A 17,088-nucleotide genomic window follows, 5' to 3' on the forward strand; every position below is an offset into this window, starting at 1 on the left:
GGGACGGACCCCTTGGACCCCACCATGGACGGAGCCCTGTCCGGACGGTTCCTGCGCGGGCTGACCCTGGCGCCCGACCGGCCCGCGCTGCGGGCCGACGGCGCCGCCCTCACCTACCGCGAGCTCCACGAGCGGGCCCTCCTGCTCGCCGGCTCCCTGCTGGCCGGGCTCTCCGACCAGCCGCCCGCCGTGGGCGTGCTCGCCGGCAAGGGCCAGTCGGCGTACACCAGCCTGCTGGCAGGCCTCTACAGCGGGGCCACCGTCGTCCCCCTGCAGCCGGCCTTTCCCGCCGCCCGTACCCGGCAGATGATCGAGGCCGCCGGTGTGGGAGCCCTGCTCGCCGACGACGACGCCCTGCCGGCGCTGACCGCGCTGCACGAGAACGGCGTCACCCTGCCCACCCTGTTCGCCCCCGGCGGACAGCCGATGCCGGAGCTCACCGTCGACCCCGACAGCGTGCTGAAGGCGCCGATGCCGGCCCGCCCGGACGGCATCGCCTACGTGCTGTTCACCTCCGGCTCCACAGGACGGCCCAAGGGCGTACCGGTCACCCACGCCAACACCGCGCACTATTTCTCCCTGCTCGACGAGCGGTACGACTTCGGTACCGAGGACGTCTTCTCGCAGACGTTCGACCTCAACTTCGACTGCGCCATGTTCGACCTGTTCTGCGCCTGGGGCGCCGGAGCCACCGTCGTACCGGTCCCCGCTCGGGCCTATGCGCGCCTGCCCGAGTTCGTGGCGGAGCAGGGTGTGACCGTGTGGTTCTCCACCCCCAGCGCGATCACCCTGGTGCGGCGCACCGGCGGCCTCGCACCTGGTGCGCTGTCCTCGCTGCGCCGGAGCTTCTTCGCGGGGGAGGCGCTCAGCTGCCGGGACGCCGACGACTGGACGGCCGCGGCTCCCGGCACCGTGCTGGAGAACCTGTACGGGCCGACCGAGCTGACCATCACCGTCACCGCCCACCGATGGGCGCCGGGGAGCCGGCACCTGCACGGCATGGTGCCGATCGGGGCCGTGCACGAGGGCCACCCGGTGCTGCTGCTGGACGACGCGGGCTCGCCGAGCACCACCGGCGAGGGCGAACTGTGCGTCGCCGGACCGCAGTTGACCCCCGGCTACCTCGACCCGGCCGACGACACCGGGCGCTTCCTGGAGCGGGACGGCCTGCGCTACTACCGCACCGGGGACCGGGTCCGCCGCGCCGAAGACGACGGCTTGCTGTACCTCGGCCGCCAGGACGCCCAGGTCCAGGTGCACGGCATACGGATGGAACTGGCCGAGGTCGACGCCGCGGTACGCGCCTGCCCCGGCGTGGAGGACGCGGCTACCGTCGCCGTCCCCGTGGACGGCACGGTCGAGCTCGCCGTCTTCCACACCGGCGACCCGGTGCCGGCCGCCCGGCTGGCCCGTCATCTGCGGGGACTGCTGCCGGCCGCGGTCGTTCCCCGGGCCTACCACCACCTGAACGCGCTCCCGCTCAACCCCAACCGCAAGACCGACCGCAGGAAGCTCACCTCCCGCGCCACGGCCCTGCGTGAGCAGCACGCCGGAGCCGGGAGCAGGACCGAAGGACGGCAGGAGTCGCAGTGAACGGTCAACCGACAACACAGGCCCGCACCGATGCCAGGGTGCACGACCTGCTCGACGAGGCCACCGCGGAGCACCCTGACGCGCCGGCGGTCGCCGACCGCGCCGGGCGGTGGACCTACCGGGAGCTCACCGCCTGGAGCCACGCCGTCGACGCGTGGCTCCAGGCCCAGGGCATCGGCCACGGCGACCGGGTCCTGGTGCAACTGGCCAGCACCCGCGAGCTGGTGGCACTGCTGTACGGCACCGCGCGCCGTGGCGCCGTCCTCGTCCCCGTCAACACCGGAATGAAGGACTACCACCTCAAGGCCGTCGTCGGGAACTCGGAGCCGTCCCTGGTGATCGTCGCCGATCCCGCCGTCTCCCGGGTCTCCGCGCTCGCCGGTCAGGTCCCCGTCCTCGGTCTGGAAGAGGTCTGGCAGGCGGTCGGCGACCTGCGCGAGAAGGAGGCCCGTGGCGACGGCGCCGCCGTCCACAGCGACGACCTCGCCGTCCTCGTCTACACCTCCGGCTCCACGGCTGCCCCCAAGGCCGTCGTCTGCCCGCACGGCCGGATGGTCTTCGCCACCGAGGCCATCAACATCGAACTCGGCTACCGCCCCGACGACGTGGTCTTCTGCCGCTTCCCCATCTCCTGGGACTACGGTCTCTACAAGGTGCTGCTCACCGCCGCCGGCCGCAGCGAACTCGTGCTCGCCGACGGTGAGTCCGACCTCGTGCTGCTGCGCCGCATCCGGGAGACCGGGGCCACCGTCGTACCCATCGTGCCGTCCCTGGCCAGCATGATCTGCGCGCTGGCCGAACGAGAACCGCGGCAGGACTCCACCGTCCGCATGTTCACCAACACCGGGGCCGCACTGCCGAAGGCCACCGCCGACGGGCTCCGCGCCGCCTTCCCCGGATCCGAGGTGGTCATCCAGTTCGGCCAGACCGAGTGCAAGCGCGTCTCCGTCCTGCCGCCCGACCAGCATGACGCCCGGCCCGAGTCGGTCGGCCGCCCGCTGCCCGGCACCCGGGCCTTCGCCGTGGACGTCGAGGGCAACCGGCTGCCGCCCCGGCAGACCGGGGAGATCGTCGTCGAGGGCCCCCATGTCATGCCCGGGTACTGGCGCGCGCCTGAGCAGACCGCACGCGCCTTCCGGCCGGCTCCCGACGGCGGTCTGCGGCTGCACACCGGCGACTTCGGACACGTCGACGAGGACGGGTTCCTGTACTACGAGGGCCGCCGGGACGACATGTTCAAGCACAAGGGCGTCCGCATGAGCACCACCGAGATCGAGGCCGCGGCCGCGGACGTACCCGGTGTCCGCGCCGCCGCCGTGCTTCCGCCCGCCTCCGGCCGCGACCTCGCGGTGTTCGCCGAGGGGGACATCGACCCGCACGTGCTCCTCAGGGAGCTGTCCCTCCGGCTGGAGCCCGCCAAGGTGCCGGGCGTCAGCCGTGTCGTCGACGAACTGCCGCTGACAGCCCACGGCAAGCACGACCGCAAGCAGCTCGTCAGCCTCCTGGAAGGAACCACGCCGTGACCGGCACCACCGACCTCGCCCGGCGCTTCGGCACCCCCTCCTACGTCTACGACCTGGACCGGGTCGCGGCGGCGCGGGACGAGCTGTTCGCCGCGCTGCCCGACGAGGTCGCCGTGTACTACGCGGCCAAGGCCAACCCGCACCCCGAGATCCTGCGCGAGATGCGGGCGGGCGGCCCCCGCGTCTGCCACGCGGAGATCAGCTCCGTCGGGGAACTCGACGCCGTCCTGCGGGCCGGTTACGAGGGCACCGAGATCCTGTACACCGGCCCCGGCAAGACGGCCGAGGAACTTGCCGAGGCCATGACCCGGGGCGTGCGGACGTTCTCCGTGGAGTCGCCGGGCGACCTGCGGCACGTCGGCGAGGCCGCCGTCCGGCTCGGCATCACCGCCGACTGCCTGATCCGGGTCAACAACGCCACCGGAGCCGCGGCCACCAGCATCCGCATGACCGGGGTGCCCTCGCAGTTCGGGTTCGACGGCGAGACCCTGCCCGGCCTCGCCGCCGAACTGCGCGACGTACCCGGCACCAACCTGGCCGGACTGCACTTCTTCCCGCTGAGCAACGCCAAGGACGAGGCGAGCCTCATCGCCGAGTTCCGGCACACCATCGCCACCGCCGCCGCGCTCCAGCGGGAACTCGGCGTCACCTTCCGCATCGTCGACCTCGGCGGCGGCTTCGCCGCACCGTACGCGGTTCAGGGACGGCGGCCGGTCTACGGCGAACTGCGCGACGCCCTGGCCACGTCGCTCGACGAGCACCTCCCCGGCTGGCGCGAAGGCACCCCGCGCGTCGCCTGCGAGTCGGGACGGTACCTGGTCGCCGACAGCGGAACCCTTCTCACCAGCGTCGTCAACGTCAAGGACAGCCGTGGCACCCGCTACGTCGTCCTCGACGCAGGCATCAACACCTTCGGTGGCATGTCCGGTCTCGGCCGCATCCTGCCGGTCTCCGTCGAACCGCACGAGTCCGTCGGCACGGACGGCGTCCCGGCGCACCTCGCCGGACCGCTGTGCACGCCGGGTGACCTGCTCGGACGGCAGGTCCCGCTGTCCGACCCGGCCCCCGGTGACCTGCTGACCGTCCCCAACGCCGGATCGTACGGGCCCACCGCCAGCCTCCTGATGTTCCTCGGCAGGCCCGCACCCGCGGAGATCGTCGTCCGCGGCGAGGAACTCGTCTCCGTCTCCCGCATCGAGCACACCCGAACCTACGAACACGGACAGGCCCTGTGATGAGCAACCGTCTCACCCCCACCCCCGGCGAGCAGCCCGTGCTCGTGGCAGGCGGCATCTCCGACTCGCACACCTGGAACCTGGTCTACCTCCAGCTCCTCATCGAGGAACACGGCCACCGCGTGGTCAACCTCGGCCCCTGCGTCCCCGAGGACCTGCTGATCGGAGAGGCCCTGACGCACGACCCCGCTCTCGTCGTGATCAGCAGCGTCAACGGGCACGGTTACCACGACGGCATGCGCACGGTCACCCGGCTGCGTGAGCACCCCGGCCTCACCGCCGTCCCCGTCGTCATCGGCGGCAAGCTCGGGATCGCCGGACCCTGCGGTGAGGAGGAGTCGGCCGCGCTGCGTGCCGCCGGCTACGACGCGGTGTTCGACGACACCACCCAAGGCGTCGCCACCTTCCGGCGGATGCTCGACGCGCTGCCGCAGCGGGCCCTGGTGTGAGCGGTGCCGGGTTCGGCGGGTTCGTGCGCCGGGCCCACGACGCCGGCCGGCTGGTGGTGCAGCCCCGGATGGGGATGAGCAGCCCGCAGCGCATGCGGGCAGGGCTGCTCGCCACCCGGGACGCCGACGCGACGACCGTCGGCACCCTCACCCTGGACAGCTACACCCGGGTCGGTGACCTGGAGTCCGCTCAGCTCGCCGTCCTCGAAGGAGCCGACCTCAACGGCTATCCGCTGGTGAGCCACGAGACGGCCACCACCCGCCGGGTCCTCGACCGGATCCACGGCCCGGGGTTCCCGGTGCAGGTGCGGCACGGCTCGGCAGCGCCCCAGCACATCTTCCGGGCGCTGTCGTCCGTGGGGCTCGACGCCTCGGAGGGCGGGCCCGTCTCCTACTGCCTCCCCTACGGCAGGGTTCCGTTGCGGGAGTCCGTCGCCCACTGGACGGAATCCTGCGAACTGCTCGCCTCGCTCCGCCGGACCGGTGCCGAACCGCACCTTGAGACCTTCGGCGGGTGTCTGCTCGGCCAGCTCTGCCCGCCCGGCCTGCTCGTCGCGGTCAGCGTGCTGGAGGCGCTGTTCTTCCGCCGGCACGGAATCCGGAGCATTTCGGTGAGCTACGCCCAGCAGACGAATAGGCGTCAGGACTCCGAAGCGGTGGCCGCGTTGCGCAGCCTGTGCGCGCGGTTCCTCCCGGACACCGAATGGCACGTGGTCGTCTATGCCTACATGGGATTGTTCCCGGAAACCGATTACGGCGCGCGTCGACTGCTCGCGCAGGCCGCTGAACTGGCGGTCGAGAGCGGTGCCGAGCGCCTCATCGTGAAAACCGTCGCGGAATCCCGGCGCATTCCGTCGGTGGCGGAGAACGTGGCCGCACTGGAATTCGCCGCCGCGGTCGCCGCGCGCACCGAGCCGGATCCTTTGGAGGGCGCCGGGACGGAGACGTACGCCGAGGCGTACGCCCTGGTCGACGGGGTGCTGAACCTGGACGACGACCTCGGCACCGCACTGCTGAAGGCATTCGCCGAGGGCCGGCTCGACGTGCCCTACTGCCTGCATCCGGACAACGCGGGACTGAGCCGGAGTTACATCGCCGAGGACGGCCGGCTGCGCTGGTCGGACGTGGGGAAGATGCCGCTGTCCGGAATCACCCAGCCCCGCCCGGCCCACGCGGTCACCTCGACGGAACTGCTCGATTCACTGTCTTTCGTCCGGCGTTCGTTCGACCGCGACGCCCCCGCGCAGGCGGGGGATTCGCCCGGCCCGGCCCCTAGGGGTGCCTAAGGGTGTGGCCTTTCCGGGGTCGTCATTACGGTGAGGAAAAAGGTGGCAAACGGTGTCGGTCGAAAGTGGAGATGCGTGGATGAACGGGCCCGGATCCGAATCAGCCCTGGCGCGACAGCTCGCCGAGGCCGCACCGACGCAGCACCGCAGGCTGGTGACAGATCTGGTGCGCACCGCCGTGACCGAGGCGGTCGAGGCGGCCCGGCCGGGCACCTCGCAGACCCTGGACCCGTCCGTACCGCTGGCGGAACAGGGACTCGACTCGCTCGCCGCGGTGGACCTGCACCGGAGGCTGACCGAGCGGACGGGCCTCGACCTGCCGGTCGGCCTCGCCTACGACTGCCCCACCGTGCGGGACCTGGCCGACCGGCTGCTGGCCGGGAACCGGGCCGCGGACGACGCCCCGCCGGAGCCGGCCGGTGACGGCAGCGCCGACGAGCCCGTCGCGATCGTCGGCATCGGCTGCCGTTTCCCCGGCGGCATCGAGACGCCGGCCGACCTGTGGCGCCTCCTCGCCGAGGGCGGCGAGGTGCTCTCGGACTTCCCCCAGGACCGGGGATGGGACCTGAAGCAGCTCTTCGACGAGGACCCCGACGTCCCCGGCAGCTCCTACGCCCGCACCGGCGGATTCCTCGACACCGCCACCGAGTTCGACGCCGAGTTCTTCGGCATCAGCCCGCGCGAGTCGCTGGCCATGGACCCCCAGCAGAGACTGGTCCTGGAGACCTCCTGGCTGGCACTGGAGGACGCCGGCATCGACCCCACCACGCTGCGCCGCACCGCGGCCGGCATGTTCTTCGGAGCCGAGGTGCAGGAGTACGGTCCGCGCCTGCACGACGCGCCGGACGGACTCGACGCCCATCTGCTGGCCGGCAACGCCTCCAGCGTCATCTCCGGCCGCGTCGCCTACGTGCTGGGCACCGAGGGACCGGCGGTCACCGTCGACACCGCGTGCTCCGCCTCCCTGGTCGCCGTCCACCTGGCCTGCCGCTCGCTGCTGCAGGGCGAGTCGTCGCTGGCGCTGGCCGGCGGGGTGGCCGTGATGGGCGGACCGGGCGTCTTCACCGCGTTCAGCAGGCAGCGCGGTCTGTCCGCGGACGGCCGCTGCAAGGCGTTCTCCGCCGCCGCGGACGGCACGGGCTTCGCGGAGGGCGTCGGCGTCCTCGTCCTGGAGCGGCTCTCCGACGCCCGCCGCAACGGTCACCAGGTGCTCGCCGTCGTCCGGTCCTCCGCCGTCAACCAGGACGGTGCCTCCAACGGGCTCACCGCTCCCAGCGGTACGGCGCAGCAGAAACTGATCCGCCGGGCGCTGGCCGTGGCCGGACTCGGCCCCGCCGACGTCGACGTGGTGGAGGCGCACGGTACGGGCACCCGCCTCGGCGACCCCATCGAGGCGACCGCGCTTCTGGCCACCTACGGGCAGGGCCGCCCGCTCGGGGCCCCTCTGCTGCTCGGCTCGGTCAAGTCGAACCTGGGGCACACCCAGGCCGCCGCGGGTGTGGCCGGCGTGATCAAGACCGTCCTCGCCATGCGGCACGGTCAGGTGCCCGCGACCCTGCACGTCGACGACCCGACCCCGCACGCCGACTGGGCGTCCGGCAGCGTGGAGCTCGTCACCGAGCCCAGGCCATGGCCGAGGACCGGCCGTCCCCGCCGGGCGGGCGTCTCCTCCTTCGGAGTCAGCGGCACCAACGCACACGTCATTCTTGAACAGCCGGACGCCGGGGACGGCGCCGAGGACACGGAGGGTGTGCGTCACCCCGGCACGGAGGCGGCGCACGCCACCCCCGGAAGCCCTCCGGAGGCCGCCCACGGGACAGCCCCTGACAGCGTCCCGGACGCAGCCTTGCTCCCGCTCGTCTTCCCGCTGTCCGCCCGCGGCGAAGCCGCCCTGCGGGCCCGCGCGGCCGGCCTGCTGTCCCTGGCCGACACCACGGAACCGGCCGACCTCGCCCACGCCCTGGCCACCACCCGGGCGGCTCTGCCCGACCGGGCCGTACTCGTCGCCGCCGACCGGGCCGAACTGCGGGAGGCGCTCACCGCCGTCGCCTCGGGCAGCACCCCCGCCACCGGGCGGTCCGGCGGCGAACTCGGTTTCCTGTTCACCGGGCAGGGCAGTCAGCGTCCCGGCATGGGACGCGAACTCGCCTCCGCGTACCCCGCGTTCGCCGACGCCCTCGACGACATCTGCGCCTACTTCGACCTCCAACTGCCCAAGTCCCTCAAGAGCGTCCTGTTCGCCGCGCCGGGCACACCCGACGCGGAGCTGCTGCACCGCACCGAGTACGCGCAACCGGCGCTGTTCGCCGTCGAAGTCGCCCTCCACCGACTGCTGGAGAGCTGGGGGATGCGCCCGGACCACCTGGCCGGGCACTCCGTCGGCGAGATCGCCGCCGCGCACGTGGCCGGGGTCCTCACCCTGCAGGACGCCACGATCCTGGTCGCCGCCCGCGGCCGGCTCATGCAGGGGCTGCCCGAGGGCGGTGCCATGGTGGCGGTCCGTGCCGGCGAGGGTGACGTCACCCCGCTGCTGACCGAGCGCACCGGCATCGCCGCGGTCAACGGCCCCGACTCCGTCGTGATCTCCGGCGACCTGGACGACGTGGACGGCATCGCCGCCGAACTCGCCGCCCGCGGGCATGACACCAAGCGCCTGCGCGTCAGCCACGCCTTCCACTCGCCGCTGATGGAACCGATGCTGGCCGAGTTCCGCCGGGTCGCGCAGGTCCTGGACTACGCAGAACCCACCGTGCCGGTCGTCTCCACCGTGACCGGCGCGCCCGTCGGCCGCGAGCTGCGCGATCCCGAGTACTGGGTGGAACACGTCCGCGCCAGGGTCCGCTTCCACGACGCCGTGCGGTGGCTCGCCGACGCCGGAGTCCGGACGTTCCTGGAGATCGGCCCCGACGCGGTGCTGAGCGCCATGGGACCGGACTGCACGGACGCGCCGGGCACCGCCTTCCTGCCGGTGCTGCGGCGCGAGCGGTCCGAGGTCCGCGAGGCCGTCGGCGCGCTCGCCGCAGCCCACGCCCGCGGCGTCCCCGTCGACTGGGCACAGCACCACGCCGGCGCGGACGCCCGCCGCGTCGAGCTGCCCGGCTACCCCTTCCAGCGGCGCCGCTTCTGGCTCGAACCCGGCACTTCCACCGACGCGGCCGGCCTGGGGCAGATCGCAGCCGGACACCCGCTGCTGGGTGCTGTGGTCGCGGTCGGCGCGGAGGGCGTCGTGCTGACCGGACGCCTCTCCACCCGCACCCACCCCTGGCTCGGTGACCATGTGATCGCGGGCCGCGTACTGATGCCGGGCACCGCCTTCGTCGAACTGGCCCTGCGGGCCGGCGACCACGTCGGCGCCACCGACCTGGAGGAACTCACCCTCGGTGCGCCGCTGGTGCTCGCTCCGGACGAGGACCTCGCCGTCCAGGTGGCCGTCGGGGAACCCGACGACACCGGACGCCGTACCGTCACCGTCCACTCGCGCGCCGACGAGGACTCGCCCTGGACCCGGCACGCGGCCGGTGTACTCACCGACACCGCCCCGCCCGCCGCCGGCACCGAGCCGGGCGCGTGGCCGCCGCCGGACGCCGAACCCCTGGACACCACGGAGGTCTACGCGGACCTCGCCCGCCAGGGCTACGCCTACGGCCCCGTCTTCCAGGGCCTGCGCGCCGCCTGGCGGCACGGCGAGGACGTCCTCGCCGAGGTCGCCCTGCCCGAGGACGCCACCGCCGACGCCGCGCGCTTCGGACTCCACCCCGCGCTGCTGGACGCCGCGCTGCACGCCGCCGACCTCGACGCCCCGCCGCGCGGCGAGGTGCTGCTGCCGTTCGCCTGGACCGGCGTCCGCCTGCACGCCACCGGCGCCTCGGCCCTGCGCGTACGGATCACCCGTGGCGACGGCGACACCATCGGTCTGCACCTCGCCGACACCGCCGGCGCCCCCGTCGCCGACATCGAGGCCATGACCTCCCTGCCCGTACCGGACGACGACGTCCTGTATTCCGTGCGGTGGGCGCCGCACCCCCGGCCACTGACCACCGCTCCCCTGCGCACCGCCGTCCTCGACGGCGTCCCCCACCCGGACCGGCCGCCGCACGCCGATCCCGTCGAGGACGCGCTCGCCCATGCCGTGGACACGCTGCTCGCCGCCCCCGCGCCGGACGCCGTGGTGTACCGGCCGGCGGGCCCGGCGGGCCCCGACGCGGCCGATGCGAGGGCCCACGTCCTGGGCGCGCTGCGCCTGCTGCAGTTCTGGCAGTCGGACGAACGGGCGGCCGGCACCCGCCTCGTCCTCGTCACCGCGCCCGGCAGCCCCGCCCACGCGGCCGTACGCGGTCTGGTGCGCTCGGCGCAGGCCGAGAACCCGGGCCGTTACGTCCTCGTCGAGCACGACGGCCTGCCCTCCGAGGCCGAGCTGCGCCAGGTGCTCGCCACCGGGGAACCCGAACTCTCCCTGTTCGACGGCTTGTTCGCCGTTCCGCGACTGGCCGCCGAAGCGACCACCGCACCCCGGCCGGCCGCCGACTGGGGCACCGTCCTGATCACCGGCGGCACCGGCGGCCTCGGCGCTCTGCTCGCCCACCACCTGGTGCGCGCCCACGGTGTACGCACGCTGGTCCTCGCCGGCCGCCGGGGGCACGCCCCCGAACTGCACGCCGAACTGACCGCGCTGGGCGCAGAGGTGACCGTGGCCGCCTGCGACGTCGGCGACCGGGAGGCGCTGCGCGACCTGCTGGCCCTGCACCCCGTCGACTCCGTCGTCCACGCCGCGGGCACCGTGCGCGACGGCATAGTCGAGAGCCTCACCGATGACATGGTCGACGAGGTCTTCCACGCCAAGGCCGACGGCGCCTGGCACCTGCACGAACTCACCCTCGACCGGGACCTGTCCCACTTCGTGCTGTTCTCCTCGCTCGCCGCCGTCCTCGACGGACCCGGTCAGGGCAACTACGCCGCCGCCAACGCCTACCTGGACGCCCTCGCCGCACACCGTGAGGCGCACGGTCTGCCCGCCACCTCGCTCGCCTGGAGTCTGTGGGCCACCGGCACCGGCATGGGCGCCGCACTGGACGCCGCCGCCCTCGAGCGGGTGGCCGCGTACGGCGTCCCCGGGCTGTCCGCCGAGCACTCTCTGCGGCTCTTCGACGCCGCCGTCCGTTCCGGCAGCCCCCACCTCGTCCCCGTGGAGATCGACGCCGCAGCAGTACGCCGCCGGCCCGACGGTCCGCCGCCCCTGCTGAGCGCTCTCGTCCGCCCCGTCACCCGCCGGGCCTCCGCCCACACGGCACCCCATCAGGCGCACGGGTTGGCGGAACTGCCCGCCGGCGACCGGGAACGTGTCCTGCTGGACCTGGTCCGCACCGAGGTGGCCGCGGTCCTGCGGCACGACTCCCCGTCCGCCGTCGACCCGGGGCGTGCCTTCACGGAGCTGGGCTTCGACTCCCTGGCAGCCGTCGAACTGCGCAACCGGCTCAACACCGTCACCGGACTGCGGCTGTCCGCCACCCTCGTCTTCGACCACCCCACCTCCCGTGCCCTCGCCGAGCACATCCGGGACGCCTTCTTCGGAACCTCGCGTCCGGCGGGCGAGCCCGTCGCCGGACCGCGCCCCACCGACGCCGACGACCCCGTCGTCATCGTCGGCATGGGCTGCCGCTACCCCGGCGGCGTCCGCTCCCCGGAAGACCTGTGGCGCCTCGTCGCCGAAGGCGTCGACACGGTCGGCGACTTCCCCGCCGACCGGGGCTGGGACACCGACAGCCTGTACGACCCCGAGCCCGGCACCCCCGGCCGCACCTACACCCGTGAGGGCGCCTTCCTCTACGACGCGGCCGACTTCGACCCCGGCTTCTTCGGTATCGGCCCGCGCGAGGCCACCGCCATGGACCCGCAGCAGCGCCTGCTCCTCGAGGTCTCCTGGGAGGCCCTGGAGCGCTCCGCCATCGACCCGGCGGCTCTGCGCGGCTCACGCACCGGCGTGTTCGCGGGCGTCATGTACCACGACTACGGCACCTGGCTGACCGAGGTCCCCGACGACCTCGCCGCCTACCTCGGCAACGGCAGCCTGGGCAGCGTCGTCTCCGGCCGGGTCGCCTACGCCCTCGGCCTGGAGGGCCCGGCCGTCACCGTCGACACGGCCTGCTCCTCCTCGCTGGTCACCCTGCACCTGGCCGCGCAGGCCCTGCGTCAGGGCGAGTGCGATCTCGCCCTGGTCGGCGGCGTCACGGTCATGTCGACCCCCGACACCTTCGTCGACTTCGCCCGGCAGCGCGGCCTGGCCGCCGACGGCCGCTGCAAGTCGTTCGCAGCGGCGGCCGACGGCACGGGCTGGGGCGAGGGCGTCGGCATGCTCGTCGTCGAACGCCTCTCGGACGCCCGCCGCAACGGGCACCGGGTGCTTGCCACGGTGCGCGGTTCCGCCGTCAACTCCGACGGTGCCTCCAACGGACTGACCGCTCCCAACGGCCCCTCCCAGCAGCGGGTGATCCGCGCGGCGCTGAGCGCCGCCGGGCTCACCCCGGCCGACGTCGACGCCGTCGAGGCGCACGGCACCGGCACCACCCTCGGCGACCCGATCGAGGCCCAGGCGCTGCTGGCCACCTACGGACAGGAGCGGCCCGGCGACGAGCCGCTGTGGCTGGGCTCCGTCAAGTCCAACATGGGCCACACCCAGGCCGCCGCAGGGGTGGCCGGCATCATCAAGATGGTCATGGCGATGCGGCACGGCACCCTGCCGCGCACCCTCCACGTCGACGCGCCCTCGCCCCAGGTGGACTGGACGGCGGGCGCGGTGCGGCTCCTCACCGACGAGCGGCCCTGGCGGGCCCCGGACCGGCCGCGCCGCGCCGGAGTCTCCTCCTTCGGGATCAGCGGCACCAACGCCCACGTCATCCTGGAGGAGTTCACCGCCGACGAGCCGGAGAGCGCGGAGCCCGACCCGGCCACCGTGCCGCCCGTGCTCGCCCTCGCGGTCTCCGCGCGCTCGTCCGAGGCGCTGCGCGGCCAGGCCGCCCGCCTGCGGGACCTGACCGGTACCGCGCCCGCCGACCTCGGCCTGGCCCTCGCCACCACCCGCACCACCCACCCGCACCGTGCGGTAGTCCTGGCCACCGACGAGCGGCGGACCGCCGAAGCGCTGGACGCCCTGGCCCGCGGACACGAGGCGCCCGGCCTGCTCGTCACCGGCGCCGCCACCGACGGCACCCTCGCCCACCTGTTCTCCGGACAGGGCGCCCAGCGGCCCGGCATGGGCCGCGACTGGTACGACACCTACCCGGTCTACGCCGAACACTTCGACCGCGTCGCCGAACTCTTCGCCAAGCACCTGGAACGGCCGCTCGCCGAGGTGGTCCTCGGTGACCACCCCGACGTACTGGAGCAGACCGCCTACACCCAGGCAGCCCTGTTCACCACCCAGGTCGCCCTCCACCGCCTGCTGGAGTCCTTCGGGGCGCGGCCCGCCTGGCTGGCCGGCCACTCCGTCGGCGAGTTCGCCGCCGCGCACGTCGCAGGTGTCTGGTCACTGCAGGACGCCGTGGCCGCCGTCGCCGCACGCGGGCGGCTCATGCAGGCGCTGCCCACGGGCGGCGCGATGATCGCCGTGCAGGCCACGGAGGAGGAGGTGGAGCCGCTGCTGGACGAACGGTGCGGCATCGCCGCGGTCAACGGCCCGCGCGCCGTGGTCGTCTCCGGGGACGAGGACGCCGTCACAGCCGTCGCCGCGCACTTCGCCACCACCCGGCGGCTGCGCGTCTCGCACGCCTTCCACTCGCCCCGCGTGGAGCCCATGCTGGAGGAGTTCCGCCGGGTCATGGCAGCCCTCCCGGCCTCGGCACCCGTCCTGCCGATCGTCTCCACCCTCACCGGCGTCCAGGCCACGGCCGCCGAACTCGGCTCCGCCGACTACTGGGTGCGGCACGTACGGCAGACCGTGCGCTTCGCGGACGCCGTCCGGACGCTGGCCGCGCAGGGCGTCGACACCTTCCTCGAACTCGGCGCCGCGCCCGTCCTGACGGCCATGGGCCCGGACTGCCTCCCCGACGACGGGGGAACCGCGTTCGTCCCCACGGCTCGCAAGGACACCGCCCAGGTCCCCGGCCTGCTCGCCGCCCTGGCCGCCGTACACACGCGGGGCACGGACGTCGACTGGCCGGTCCTGTACGACGGTTACGCGGGACGCCGCACCGAACTCCCCACCTACGCCTTCGAGCACCGCCACTACTGGCTGCCGACCACCGCCGCCAGGGGCGACGCGGCCGGACACGGCCTCACCACCGCCGACCACCCGTACGTCAGCGCCCGCCTGGACCTGCCCGGCGACGCCGGACTGCTGCTCACGGGACGGATCTCCACCGCCACCCATCCGGTACTCACCCAGCACGCCGTGCTCGGTTCGGTGCTGGTACCCGGCGCCGCCCTGGTCGACCTCGCCCTGCACGCCGGCCGGCTGACCGGCCGGCCCGTCCTGGAGGAACTCACCCTCCAGGCCCCGCTGGCGCTGCCCGGGGACGGCGCCGTACGTCTCCAGGTCGCCGCGCGGCCCGACGGTTCCGTGGAGATCCACTCCCGGCCCGAGAGCGCACCCGAGGACGAGGGCTGGACACGGCACGCGACCGGCACCCTCACCGACGCCGGCGCTCCCACCGGCACGGAGACGGCACCGGACGGTGTCTGGCCGCCACCGGGCGCCGTCCCGCTCGACACCGACGGCCTCTACCCGGGTCTGCACGACGCGGGCTACGACTACGGCCCCGTCTTCCGCGGCGTACGGACCGCCTGGCGGCTCGGAGACACCGTCCTGGCCGAGCTGGAACTGCCCGCCGACGCCCGGCAGGACGCCGCCAGGCACACCCTGCACCCCGCGCTTCTGGACTCCGCCCTGCACGCCACGTCACTCGCCGACGAGGGCCCCGGCGAAGACACGCCCGCCGGCACGATCGCGCTCCCCTTCGCCTGGACCGGAGTCACCGCACACGGCCGGGGGGCCCTCACCGCACGCGTCCGCGTCACCCGGGGCGGGGACGGCACCCGGCTCGACCTGACGGACACCGAGGGCAGGCCGCTGGCCACCGTCGAGTCCTACGTCACCCGCCCGGTCGCTGCGGACCGGCTCACCGGACGCGCGCGTTCCCTCTACGTCACCGAGGGCGAACCACTGCCGGAGTCCGCCGGGCGCCCGGAGCGCCGCACCTGGGCCGTGCTCGGCCCGGACGACGCAGGCCTCGACGCCCCCGCCCACCCGGGCCTGGCCGCGATCGACGGTTCCGCGCCCGACGTCGTCATCCTCCCGGTGCGCGCCCCGCACCCCGACGGGGAGCAGCTGCCCCGGGACCTGAGGACCACGCTGGACGCGACGCTCGCGACCGTCCAGGAGTGGCTGGGCGACGAGCGGTGGGCCGGCTCGGTACTGCTGGTGCTCACCGCCGGAACCCTCGCCGACGCCGCCGTGCACGGACTCGTACGGGCCGCTCAGGCCGAGGACCCGGGCCGGATCGTCCTCGTCGGCCGGACCGGGCCCGACAGCGCCGTACCCGACCGTGCCGCGCTCGCCGCCGTCCTCGACTCCGGCGAGCCGGAGGTGCTGTGGCGGGACGGCCGGGCCCACGCCCCCCGCCTGGCGCGCGCCGCGGACCCGGACGCGTCGCGCCCGGCCCGCCCCTGGGGCACCGTCCTCGTCACCGGCGGCACCGGAGGGCTCGGCGCCCTGGTGGCCCGACACCTCGTCACCCGGCACGGGGTCACCCGCCTGGTCCTGGTCGGCAGAAGGGGGCCGTCCGCCCCCGGCGCCGCCGAACTGGCCCTGGAACTCGCCGCCCTGGGTGCCCGTACCGAGCTCGTCGCCTGCGACGTCGCCGACCGGGCCGCACTCGCCGCACTGCTGGCCGCCCATCCCGTCGACAGCGTCGTGCACACCGCCGGGGTACTCGACGACGGGCTGGTCCCCTCGCTCACCCCCGAGCGCCTGGACACCGTGCTCCGGCCCAAGGCGGACGCCGCCTGGCACCTGCACCAGCTCACCCTCGACCGGGACCTGTCCCACTTCGTCCTGTTCTCCTCGGCCGCCGGAACCATCGACGCCGCCGGCCAGGGCAACTACGCCGCCGCCAACGTCTTCCTCGACGCCCTGGCCGCCCACCGCGCCGACCTCGACCTGCCCGCCACCTCGCTCGCCTGGGGCCTTTGGGCCGGCGGCGGCATGGGAGCCGGCCTCGACCGGGACGACGTACAGCGCATCGAACGGTCCGGCATCGGCGCGCTCGACCCGGCCGAGGGACTGGAACTGTTCGACGCCGCACTGGAGTCCGGTCTCCCCGCCCTGGTGCCTGTCCGGCTGGACACCGCCGCGCTGCGCCGCCGCGGTGACGACGTGCCCCCCGTGCTGCGCACCCTGGCCGGTGTCACCGCCCGCGCGGTGCGGGACGACCGCACCCGCACACTCGGCGAGCGCCTGGCCGGGCTGCCGGAGGCCGACCACGGGCACACGGTGCTCGAAGCGGTCCGCACCGAGGTCGCGGCGGTGCTCGGCCACGACGGACCCACGGCCGTCGACCCCCGGCGCGCCTTCACCGAGCTGGGCTTCGACTCGCTCGCCGCCGTCGAGCTGCGCAACCGGCTCAACGCGGTCAGCGGACTGCGCCTGCCCTCGACCCTCATCTTCGACTACGCCACCCCGACGGCCCTGGCGGACCACCTGCTCGAACGGTTCGCCCCGGAGGCCGGCCCGGAGCCCGCCGAGGACCGGGCCGACGACGAGGTGAGGGACCTCATCGCCAGGATCCCGGTCGCGAGGATGCGCGAGGCAGGACTGCTCGACGGACTGCTGGAACTGTCCTCCGCGCCGGCCGAGGCCGCCGCCGAGCCGGTCATGGACATCAAGTCCATGGCCGTGGCCGACCTTGTGCGGGCGGCCCTGAACCGCAGCAGCCCCCGGTGACCCGCCCCGGTGCCGGGCGACGCGCCGCGTCCCGCACCGGCGAACCGCGTCCGGCGCACCTGTACCGCA

6 protein-coding genes are annotated in these 17,088 nt (G+C 74.2%); all 6 read left to right on the forward strand.

The window, feature by feature from the left end:
* Window positions 1-24 precede the first annotated feature (24 nt).
* On the forward strand, window positions 25-1,593 hold the full coding sequence (locus HED23_RS12365; protein ID WP_203183455.1) for an AMP-binding protein: 1,569 nt from the start codon (window positions 25-27) through the stop codon (window positions 1,591-1,593).
* Entirely contained in the window at window positions 1,590-3,116 is a 1,527-nt protein-coding gene (locus HED23_RS12370) for an AMP-binding protein (protein WP_203183456.1), read from the forward strand. Before HED23_RS12365 ends, HED23_RS12370 begins: the two co-directional genes overlap by 4 nt.
* Window positions 3,113-4,351: a type III PLP-dependent enzyme gene (locus HED23_RS12375; RefSeq protein ID WP_203183457.1), complete on the forward strand. Its 1,239-nt coding sequence runs from the start codon at window positions 3,113-3,115 to the stop codon at window positions 4,349-4,351. The genes HED23_RS12370 and HED23_RS12375 overlap by 4 nt, the downstream gene beginning before the upstream one ends.
* On the forward strand, window positions 4,351-4,800 hold the full coding sequence (locus HED23_RS12380; protein WP_203183458.1) for a cobalamin B12-binding domain-containing protein: 450 nt from the start codon (window positions 4,351-4,353) through the stop codon (window positions 4,798-4,800). The genes HED23_RS12375 and HED23_RS12380 overlap by 1 nt, the downstream gene beginning before the upstream one ends.
* The gene (locus HED23_RS12385; RefSeq protein WP_203183459.1) at window positions 4,797-6,086 is read left to right on the forward strand and encodes a methylaspartate mutase; all 1,290 of its coding nucleotides are present in this window, start codon (window positions 4,797-4,799) and stop codon (window positions 6,084-6,086) included. Before HED23_RS12380 ends, HED23_RS12385 begins: the two co-directional genes overlap by 4 nt.
* 79 nt (window positions 6,087-6,165) lie before the next feature.
* Entirely contained in the window at window positions 6,166-17,019 is a 10,854-nt protein-coding gene (locus tag HED23_RS12390; protein WP_203183460.1) for a type I polyketide synthase, read from the forward strand.
* Window positions 17,020-17,088: the final 69 nt, after the last annotated feature.

Origin of the sequence: Streptomyces pratensis, assembly GCF_016804005.1 — a bacterium.
GTDB classification, from domain to species: domain Bacteria; phylum Actinomycetota; class Actinomycetes; order Streptomycetales; family Streptomycetaceae; genus Streptomyces; species Streptomyces pratensis_A.

What these genes read in the sequence shown, in the direction of transcription:
- HED23_RS12380 (WP_203183458.1), top strand. Translation starts at nt 4,351, where the DNA reads ATGAGCAACCGTCTCACCCCCACCCCCGGCGAGCAGCCCGTGCTCGTG.
- HED23_RS12390 (WP_203183460.1), top strand. Translation starts at nt 6,166, where the DNA reads ATGAACGGGCCCGGATCCGAATCAGCCCTGGCGCGACAGCTCGCCGAG.
- HED23_RS12365 (WP_203183455.1), top strand. Translation starts at nt 25, where the DNA reads ATGGACGGAGCCCTGTCCGGACGGTTCCTGCGCGGGCTGACCCTGGCG.